Annotated in this window: 5 protein-coding genes; all 5 read right to left on the bottom strand. The window is 60.7% G+C overall.

The annotated features are described in order from the left end of the window. A partial coding sequence (locus PMI25_RS12935; RefSeq protein WP_024164458.1) for a calcium-binding protein occupies nucleotides 1–1418 on the bottom strand: 1418 nt, incomplete at its 3' end. A 228-nt stretch (nucleotides 1419–1646) separates the two neighbouring features. Then, nucleotides 1647–5249: a glycosyltransferase gene (locus PMI25_RS12930; RefSeq protein WP_007965492.1), complete on the bottom strand. Its 3603-nt coding sequence runs from the start codon at nucleotides 5247–5249 to the stop codon at nucleotides 1647–1649. A 108-nt stretch (nucleotides 5250–5357) separates the two neighbouring features. Next, nucleotides 5358–6929, bottom strand: coding sequence for a flagellar hook-associated protein 3 (locus PMI25_RS12925; RefSeq protein WP_007965494.1), 1572 nt, complete (start codon nucleotides 6927–6929; stop codon nucleotides 5358–5360). Between the two features lie 13 nt (nucleotides 6930–6942). Then, nucleotides 6943–8988: a flagellar hook-associated protein FlgK gene (gene flgK / locus PMI25_RS12920; RefSeq protein WP_007965497.1), complete on the bottom strand. Its 2046-nt coding sequence runs from the start codon at nucleotides 8986–8988 to the stop codon at nucleotides 6943–6945. A gap of 21 nt (nucleotides 8989–9009) precedes the next feature. After that, nucleotides 9010–10296, bottom strand: coding sequence for a flagellar assembly peptidoglycan hydrolase FlgJ (gene flgJ, locus PMI25_RS12915; protein WP_007965499.1), 1287 nt, complete (start codon nucleotides 10294–10296; stop codon nucleotides 9010–9012). Between the last annotated feature and the right edge of the window lie 3 nt (nucleotides 10297–10299).

Genomic DNA, 10299 nt, shown 5'->3' with positions numbered 1-10299 from the left:
CGCCGGCAGACCGACGTCGAATAATCGACGGTGTCAAAACCTTCACCGCCATCGACGCCCGAAATCCGGCTATCGACCACGAAGGTGTCGTTGTATTTGGAACCGGCGATCACTTCGATACTGTTGTAGGTATCGCCTGCGCCGATCCCCGAGTTGACCCCGGTTTTCAGGTTGATGTTGACTGCCACGGTGCTGTCCAGGTACGACACGGTGTCGCGACCGGCGCCACCAATGAACTGGTCGGCACCACCACCGCCATAGAACACGTCGTTGCCGCTGCCGCCAGTGATGATGTTGTCACTGGCATTGCCCCAACCGGTAAACGAGCCAGTGCCGGTGTAGGTAAGGCGCTCGACGTTGGCCGCCAGCGTATGGTCCTTGTAGCTGACCCGTACTTCATCCGTTGCCCGCCGCCGGCCTGCTCGATGACGGTTACGCCACCGCCGTTGACGTAGTAGATGTCGTCCCCTCGCACCACCTTCGTAGGTTGCGAAGAGATAAGCGTCAGTAGTGAAGCTATCGTTGAACGCCGAACCGATGACTTTCTCGATACCGGTCAGGGTCACGCCCTGCGAATCGCCGCCGACACCTGGCAAACCGGTGCCCGGACGGATGTCGACGTTCACGCCGGCAGCCGACGTCGAATAATCGACGGTGTCAAAACCTTCACCGCCATCGACGCCCGAAATCCGGCTGTCGACCACGAAGGTGTCGTTGTATTTGGAGCCCGCGATGACTTCGATGTCGTTGAACGTATCGCCCGCACCGATCCCCGAGATGACCCCGGTTTTCAGGTTGATGTTCATGGCCACCGTGCTGTCCAGATACGACACGGTGTCGCGACCGGCGCCACCGAAGAACTGGTCGGCACCACCACCGCCATAGAACACGTCGTTACCGTTGCCGCCGGTGATGATGTTGTCGCTGGCATTGCCCCAACCGGTAAACGAGCCAGTGCCGGTGTAGGTAAGGCGCTCGACGTTGGCCGCCAGCGTATGGTCCTTGTAGCTGACCCGTACTTCATCGTTGCCGCCGCCGGCCTGCTCGATGACGGTTACGCCACCGCCGTTGACGTAGTAGACGTCGTCGCCCGCCCCCCCATCGTAAGTGGCGAAGAGGTAGGCGTCAGTAGTGAAGGTATCGTTGAATGCCGAGCCGATGACTTTCTCGACGTTGGTCAGGGTGTCGCCCTGCGAGTCGCCGCCAACACCGGCCAGACCGGTACCCGGCCGGATGTCGATATTGACCCCCGCCGCGGAAGCCGAGTAATCCACCGTATCAAAACCGGCCCCACCATCGATCTTGTCCGCACCGGCACTGCCCTTGATCAGGTCGTTGCCATCCAGACCATTGATCTGATCATCGTCACTGGTACCGTTCAGCGTATCCGCGCCGTTTGTCCCGTTTATAACTGCCATTACTTCTTCCTTGCCTTGTTTGTGAACCGGTACAGGCCAGCGTGGCGATCACACGTCATCGCGGCGCAATTTTCTGGAACAGCGAATTTGCTTATATCGTCAGGAAATGACGATGTCTTGAGCCTGCAGACAAAATTTGTATCGAGTTTGATGCAAAGACGAATTTCAAGAAAAAAAACAGGCGACTGTGAAAGTCGCCTGTTTTTTGCTGCTGCATGTACGAATCGATCAATCCGCCAGCCAGCCATTCTCCCAGTAACGCAGATTGTCGCCGCGCAAGATGTAGTCGCGCAGCACCACCTCGCGCAACTCGTCCCCCATGCGGTAGCTCGCATCCGGGTCGGCCAGGTGCATGCGGATTGCCTGCAGCCATTCATCCGTGGTGTTGGTCTTGATCCGTGTGCACGGCAGGTAACCGCGATAGGCCTCGGTGTCGGTGCAGATCACCGGATAGCCGCAGGCGCCGTACTCCAGCAGACGCAGGTTGCTCTTGCAGTCGTTGAAGATGTGGAACTCCAGCGGTGCCAGGGCCAGATCGAGATTGAGGCTGGCCAGTTTCGCCGGGTACGCATCAAGGGGAATCACCCCGTGGAACTCATGCATGTAGGGACGCAGGTCATCCGGGCACATGCCGAAAAACACCCAGTCGACCTCATCCGCCAGTTCGCGCACGACATCGGCGATCACCGCCAGGTCACCATGGTGACTGGTGCCGCCGCCCCAGCCGACGCGAGGCTTTTTCGAAGTGCGGCGCTGGCTGCGCAGGTTGCACCAGAACTCTTTCGCCAACATGTTCGGTACGACGCGAATGTCGTGATGCATGTCCGACAATGCGTTGGCCAATGGCTGAGTCGAAACCACGACACGGTCGCACATGCCGATTGCCCGGCGAACAATGCGTTCCATTTCAAACTTGTCCGGCATGTTGCGGATATGCGCATTGCGATGCGGCACATCAATGACGTAGTCATCCAGCTCGTAGATGCGCCGCGCATTGAAATAGTTGCGCAGCACCGGCATTTCGTTGACCGACGCTTCTGTGTAACGCCCTTGCAGAACGATTACATCAGGCGACATGCGCTCGATTTCAACGATCGGCGGCAGGTTCACACTATAGCGAATCTGCCCTTGCACCCGCCCTGCCGCTTCGAGTTCGATCAGCGGTTGCGTGACACGATAGTGACCGATCGCCGAGGCGTTGATCGGCAACCCGAGAATCTTCGGCTGGGTGCCAGTGCTGAAAGGACTCCAGCCAGTGCGCAGGCCCGGTTCGAGCGTGAAGCTTGAGCCCGTGTGCTTGTGCAAAGACAGATTGGGATTGTAGGCAGGGTCACGGGCAACGACCGGCAGCCAGCGCTTGAAGAACGTTTCTTCCTGCTGATTGTGCGAGACCCCTTCCTCATCGTTGACCGCATCGACTGGCTGCGCGCCCAGCGCCAGCGCCGCATAGGGCGTCCACACCACCAGATAACCCTGGCGGGCCACGCGCAGCGCCAGATCCACTTCATACAGCATGCGCGGCAGGCTCTGCTCATCCAGGCCGCCCACTGCATCGAACACTGACTTGCGCACCATCAGGCAATCGGCGCCAACGGCGCTCAGATCCTGGACCACCTGCAAACGGAACATGTAGCCGGAGGATTGCATCGACTGGCCATAGAACGGCAAGCCGGCCGGCCCCTGCAAACCGAGCACCAGACCCGCATGCAAAACATAGCCATCAGGATTGAAAAGCTTGGCACCAACGATGCCGACTTCCGGGCGCTGCGCGTGATTGAGCAGTTCGTCGAGCCAGTCAGCCTGAGTGATCACCGTATAAGGATTGAGCAGCAGGACGTATTCGCCCCTTGCCTGACTCACGGCAAAGTTGCGCAATGCGGCGACATTGCCCTGCTGTGGGTAACTCAGCACGCGTACACGCTCGCTGCCCAATTGCGCCATGCCGTCCAGCCAGGCACGGGCCTCGGCGGTCTGACTGCCATTGTCGACCAGCAGCAGCTCATATTCGCTGTAAGCGGTTTTTTCCAGCAGGCTCTCGACGCAGCGTTGCAGCGCCGCAATCTGGTCGCGGGTCGAAATGATGATCGAGACCAGCGGCCGCTGCGCATGCCGATAATCGACTCGATTGAGCAGGTCGACACTGCCTCGGCGCAGGTCGTGGGAGATACCCAGACGGTCAAGATGGGCCGACAGCAATCGTGAATTGTTTTGCGTCACGGCCGGCAGCGACAGCCACTGGGTCAGGTCGAATGTCGACTCGATGGCAATCTCGGCCAGGTGTCCGACCGCCTGGGTGCCGTGATCCTCAACCATGCGCCAGAGCATGTCGTGAGGCGCAAGCTCAGTGAAGGTCGAATCGAAACCGCCGAGCGCCAGAAAAACCTCGCGCCGGAACGCCAGCGCGCGGCCGACATAAGGGTAGCTGCGCAGCAGATCCAGGTTGAAGTCGGGCTTGAATGCCGGCTCCACCGATTCCCCTGCGCGCAAACTGCCTTCATCGCTGTACAGACAATGCAGGGCGCTGTTGAAGGCGATGCGCTCGGCCATCATCAGCAAAGCCGGGGGCACCAGACGATCACCGGCGCGCAGCAGATAAAACCAGTCAGCACCTTCCAGCTGCGGCAGCAGTTGATTGATCTGTTGCAGGTAATCGTCCTGCAACGGCAAATGGAACACCCGACCGTCCAGTACCGGCTCGGAACAATCGGTGGACAGTACCAGCGTCAACTCGGGTGGATAGACCTGCGCGGCGAGACTCTCCAGGGTGCGTTCCAGCGCCGCCGAACTGCCCTGCTCATCCACCACGACTGGCACGATTCGCGGCGTGGACGGCCAGCTCGCCAGCGTGTCCGGCAGCAGTCTGTTCTGCACGTCGCTGAGCCTGCGGCACTCCAGCCATTGCGCATAGAGTTCGGCAAAACTCTGGCTGTCCGCGCCGACCTGCCAGATCTGCGCACTTTGTTTGGTACCCAGCGTGCGGCTCAGCGGCAGCTCCACCCAGACCCGGGGCGACTCATCTGCCTTGGGCATGGGCACATAACGCACCCAGCCCTTGGCGGGCGCCGATTCGCCGCTGCGCGCCTTGAGCATTTGCAGCAGCCATTGCTGCTCGACGGCCAGAGCATCCTTCATCACTTGCTGGCCACTCAGGCGATCCGGATACAGGCGTTCGATACTCAAGACATGATTGGAGATCACCGCGTTGCCGCGTCGCAGCAAACACACGAACAATGCGAAATCCAGGCTCGCCACAAAACAGTGGCCCGGCTGCGTCAACGCCGGCAGCAATTCGACAACGTCGGCGCGGCGGAACAGGGCATTACTGAAACCACCGAGAAGGTTCGACGGGAACGTCTCGAAGAGCGCCAGCAGGTCCTCCCCCTTGAACAAGCCACTGACCGGTGACAGTGGCGTATTTTCCAGGCGTGAAGGCAGCACCATGTCGTCGGCGTCCCAGAACAGACGCTGGGCCAGCACCAGATTGACTTCGTCACGATTGGCCAAGACATCAGCCTGACGCTCGATACAGCTGGCGAACAGCTGATCGTCGTCACACAAAAACTTGATGAATTCGCCCTGGGCCAGATCCAGGCAGGCTTGCAGATTGCCGACCATGCCCAGGGTGCGCGGGTTACGCACGTAATGCACGACAACCCCGCTCTGCTCGGTTATCGCCGCGACGATGGCTTCGATTTCAGGACCACGACTGTCATCACACACGATGATTTCGAGATGGCCATAGCCCTGGCTGACGGCGCTGCGCAATGCGCGCTCGAAGAAGCGCGGGTTGAAGGCAGGAATGACAAGGCTGACGAGAGGAAGTGGATTCACGGCGGGCTCGCAGGCGGTACGAGCCCGCTCGGTAAAGCGAGCCCATGAAACCGCAAAAAACATTAACTGAGGAACTGGGCAAACGGGCGCTCGCGCGCCCGTTCAGTGTCAGATCTTGTTGAACAGACCCAACTGACTGATTTTGCTGAAGGCCAATTGCGAGGCTTGCAGCATGGTCTGCTGCAACGTCAGGCGGGTCATCACCTCGGCCGGATCCGAGTCACGGATCGAACCCTGGGTCATGGTGTTGGCCTGGATCAGACTCTGGTTAGTCGTGTCCTGGTCGTCGAGCGACTGTCCACGAGCACCGATCGAGGTCACGGCAGCGCCAATCTGATTGGAGGCGCTGTCGAGGTTGCCCAACGCCGATTCCATGGCCCCCTGGAATTTCTGCTTGACCACCGGATCACCATCGATCGGCAGGTTCAGCGCCGTGACCATCTGACCCAGGGTGTCGAGTACGTTCTGGGTCTGGTGGTTGTTGGACTGGATCGAGAACTGATCGCCCGCGCCCGGCGTACCGCCGATGGCGAAAGTCACACCGGCAGCCGTGGCGTTGCCACCGACCATGGTGCCCGAGGACACCGGTTTGCTGTCAGCGGTCACGGGGGCCGCGTACAGATCGAAGTCGGTGGCGCTGGTGAACTTCAGCACCGCACCGCCGCCCGACGGGAAAGCCCCACTGTAGGCCGCCTGGTCGGTCACGCTGGAGCCGGTGATCACTGCGGTCGACGGGTTGCCGGGGCTGCGCGCGGTGGTGAAAGAGTCAGGCGTGGCCGACAGCTGGAAGCTGTGACCGGCGATGACCGCGTCAGGGTTAGTGTCACCGGCCTTGAGGTTGATGTTCAGCTTCAAGTCAACGCCACGGAAGCTGACGGCCTGGTTGGTGCCGTTGCTGTTGCTGATCACGCCGTTCTGGCTGGCTTCGGACGTCACGTCGTTGCCCAGGGCATCGGTGATCTTCAACTGGGTGCTGCTGACAAAGCTGACAGTGTATGGCTGTCCGCCGGAGAATTTGGCGTTGTATGTCGCCGCTGTGCCGACCGTACCGTTGGACAGCACCACACGACCGTCATCCACCGCCGGAGCGGTCATGTTGGTCTGGGTGCGGCTGGTGTTGATGGTCTGCTGGAACGCATCCCAACCGGTGGTGTTGGTCGCGACCGACATGCCGTCACCAATGCCCAGGTTGATCTGAGTCTGGTCACCGTTGTAGGTGTAGGTGCCGTCGACGTTCTGCGAGTACGGCGCGGTATCGGTCTTGGAACCGGAGAACAGATAGTTGCCGTTGGCGTCCTTGGAGTTCATCAGGCCCAGCACCTGTTGCTGGATCTGGCCCAGTTCCGCCGCGTACGCCTTGCGGTCAGCATCGGTGGCGATGCCGTTGTTGGCCGCCAGGCCGATTTCCTTGGCGCGCTGCAGTGCCGTGGTGATGGAGTTCAATGTGGACTCCTGCACGGTCAGCGCGCTCTTGGTGGTGTCGATGTTGCCCTGATACTGGTCGAGCATCGCACTTTGCTGACCCAGCTTGAGCAGACGACCGGCGCCGATCGGATCGTCGGCAGCGGTGTTGATGCGCTGCAGGCTGCTCGCTTCGTTGGCGGTCGCAACCGTCTTGCTGTAGTTGCGCTGATATTGAGCAGCTTGCGTCGCGTAATACTGGGCGGTGGAAATGCGCATGAATTACGACTCCTTAAAGACTGTTGATCAGCGTGGCGAAAGTTTCCTGCGCAGCTTTGATGATCTGCGAAGACGCTGTGTAGTACTGCTGATACTTGACCAGGTTGCCGGTCTCTTCATCGAGGTTGACCTGGGACAGCGAGTCGCGCGCGCCCTTGGCCTGATCGAGGATCACCGAAGTGGCGTCGCTGTCGGACTTGCTCTGCGCAGCCTTGGTACCGACGTTGGTCACCAGTTTGTTGTAGGCGTCGGTCAGGCTGATGCCTTTGCTGCCGCTGCCGGTGTCCACGGTCTGCTTGGTCTGCAGGCCAACCAGCGCCTGGGCGTTGCGGTTGTCCGAAGAGGCTGCGCCGGTCAGGTTGATGGTGAAGGTCTCGCCGGACTTCGGCGTCGCGCCCACGGTGGTCTGCACGGTGAAGGTCTTCTGCACGTTCGGCGTGACCGTGGTGTCCATCACCGGCGCACCGGTGGAGTCGACCATGCCGACCTTGAGGTTCAAGGTGTTAGCCTGCCCCGGCACGATGGTGCCCGAACCGATGGTGTTGCCCTTGGCGTCGACCATGTTGTACGACTGACTGCCGCTGGCGACCGCACCGAACACCAGTTTGACCGGCGTCGAATATTTGAGCGCATTCTGCAACTCGGCCTGCGACGCCGGGTTGTAGATGTCGATCGAATCGGTCAGCGTCGGCTGGGTGTAGGTACCGGAGTTGTTGGCACTGGCCACCCCGGTCAGCGGTGCTGCCGCAGCGATTTTCTTCGGATCGGTCAACACGGTCTGGATGGAACTGGCCGCGTTACGGGTCGGCGTCACCTTGAACGTGTCGCCAGCGCTCAGGGCGCCGCCGTTGAGGGCCAGGGTGAAGCCGTCGATCACCGGCGGTGGCGTCGTCGTGGTGCTGAACGAGCCCATGTCGGTGCCATCGGAGCGCTTGACCGAATAGTTGGTGGCGCTGGTGAAGGTCACCTGATAATCGCTGGTGGTCAGCTTGCCGGTGTCCTTGATGGTGACATCGAGGTTGCCCGAGCCTGCGCTGTTGCCCGACTGCGCAATGCTGCGCTGACTGACCAGCGCGGCACTGTTGATGTTGTTGAAGAGCGCTGCGCCGAAGTCACCGTTCTTGTCGATGCCCTGGGCTTGCTGGCTGTTGATCTGATCGGCGACGACCAGCGCGACACGGCCCAGCTCATTGAGCGACGGATCGAGCACTTCCTTGCGATAGGTCAGCAAGCCGCCGATTTCGCCGCCGCTCATGGCCGACGTGATGTCGATGACGCTTGAGCCACGGTCCATCTGAATGGCCATGCGCGTCGGATCATCCTTGCTCGGCACGGTGCTCAGGGTGTTGGTGGTGTTGCCGATCACCAGCGGCTGGCCGGTGCCGATATACACGTCAAAACTGGTGCCACGTTCGACGACCTGTGCACCGGTCAGCTCGGAGAGCTGGCGCACCGCTTCGTTACGGGTGTCGAGCAGGTCGTTCGGCTGGCCGCCGCTGGTGGAAATCTCGCCGATCTTCTGGTTCAGATTGGCAATCGAAGTGGCCAGCTTGTTGACCTGGGAGGTCATGTCGCCCAAGTTGCCGTTGATCGTGGTGTTCTGATCATTCAGCTGTTTGGCCAGCGCATTGAAACGGCTGGTCAGCGCCTGCGCACCCGTCAGCACCGACTGACGAGAAGTGTCGTCAGTGGCCGAGGTCGCCACGCCCTGCATCGTGGTGAAGAACTTCTGCAGCACACCGGTCAGGCCAGTGTTGGTATCGGACATCGAGGCATCCAGCGCAGTGGCCTGGGCACCGTACGCAGCCGCTTCGCTGTTGAGCGAGGTGGCGGTATGCAGCTGGTTTTCGAGGTAAGAGTTGTAGACCCGGCGCACGTCAGCCAGGGTGGTACCGGTACCGATGAAGACGTTGCCGAACTGCTGCGAGGCTTTGGTGCCCTGCACGGTTTGCTGGCGTGAATAACCGGCGGTGTCGACGTTGGCAATGTTGTTACCTGTCGTCGCCAGAGAGGAAGAGCTCGCGGCCAACCCCGACATCCCGATATTGAGCAAACTCATGATTCAAACCTTACCGTATGTTTATAGAGGCGTCGTGGAAACGCCGGCCGCAGCGTAGTTTTCGAAACTGTTCATCTGCTTGGCTATCTGCGAAATCTTCGTCGCGTAGTTCGGGTCGGTCGCGTAACCGGCCTTTTGCAACTCGCGTACAAACTGTTCTGGGTTATCGGCCGACTTCACGACATCTTGATAGCGATTATTGGTCTGCAGCAAAGTCACCAGATCGTGGAAACTGTCCTTGTACGAGGCGTAGGAACGGAACTGCGCCGTCTCCTTGACCATCTGCCCGTTGCGGAACTCGCTGGTGATCGCCCGGGCCGAATCGCCGGTCCAGTTGCTGCTGGCCTTGATCCCGAACAGGTTGTGACTGCTGCTGCCATCCTGGGCGCGCATGACCGATTTGCCCCAGCCGGTTTCCAGTGCGGCTTGCGCCACCAGATAACGCGGATCGACGCCAATACGCGCAGCGGCTTCTTTGGCCATCGGCAGCATGGTGTTGACGAATTCATCGGCGGAGCTGAAGGCGCGCTTGGCCGGTGCCAGCGGAATCTGCGCCATTGCCCGGCCGTAAATCTGCATCTGCCCGCCGGACGCCTTGGCGTCTTCGGCACGGCTCAGCCAGTCGCCGTTGTACAGCGGGCCGGCGCCGGTGGCGGCCGTGGTCGCGGTGCGTTGCGGCAACGCATTGGCGGCGGCCGGCGTGGCCGACGGCACCAGACCGGCGAGCAATCGATCGGCCAGCTTTGGTGGCAGCGCCAGGCGACGCTTGTTGATCATCGCCATGTCATTGCTGTGCGAGGCTTCGGTATTGGCGACACGCCCGGAACGCGAGGCCCACAACGGACGCTCGCCATTGAGCCGCGATAACGGCCCGCTGGTGGCGGTGGTGCCGGCAGCAATCGGGGTCTGCACCGCAGCGGCTTTCGCCGCCTCTTGCTTGGCGGCGGACGCAGCTGCAGCCTCACCCGGCGCCAGCGGCTTGTTCCTCGACATCTGCTTCATCAGCACGTCGGCCAGACCGATACCACCGCCCTCGCGGGACAGCGACACCGCCAGTTGCTGGTCGTACATTTCCTGATATTGCTTGGCCGCCGGGGTGTTCATCGGGTTGTCTTTACCCAACGCTTCGGTGGCCGAACGCATCGACTTGAGCATTTCGCCGAGGAACAGCGATTCGAATTCCTGCGCCACCTTGCGCATGTTCGCATCGCTGTTCTTGTCGCCGACCTTGAGCTGGTTCAGACGATTGAGGTCGGAGTACGAACCCGAATCGCCCGTGCCCACCAGACTGCCTTTGCGCATATCCATGGT

Origin of the sequence: Pseudomonas sp. GM30, assembly GCF_000282275.2 — a bacterium.
In the GTDB taxonomy this organism is placed as follows: Bacteria; Pseudomonadota; Gammaproteobacteria; order Pseudomonadales; family Pseudomonadaceae; genus Aquipseudomonas.
The sequence above is the reverse complement of the archived record's forward strand: the minus strand, read 5'-3'. Positions and strand labels throughout refer to the sequence as shown.

Excerpts from the sequence above, each read along its gene's own strand:
- PMI25_RS12925 (WP_007965494.1), bottom strand. The coding sequence starts at position 6,929 with ATGCGCATTTCCACCGCCCAGTATTACGCGACGCAAGCTGCTCAATAT.
- flgK (WP_007965497.1), bottom strand. The coding sequence starts at position 8,988 with ATGAGTTTGCTCAATATCGGGATGTCGGGGTTGGCCGCGAGCTCTTCC.
- flgJ (WP_007965499.1), bottom strand. The coding sequence starts at position 10,296 with ATGGATATGCGCAAAGGCAGTCTGGTGGGCACGGGCGATTCGGGTTCG.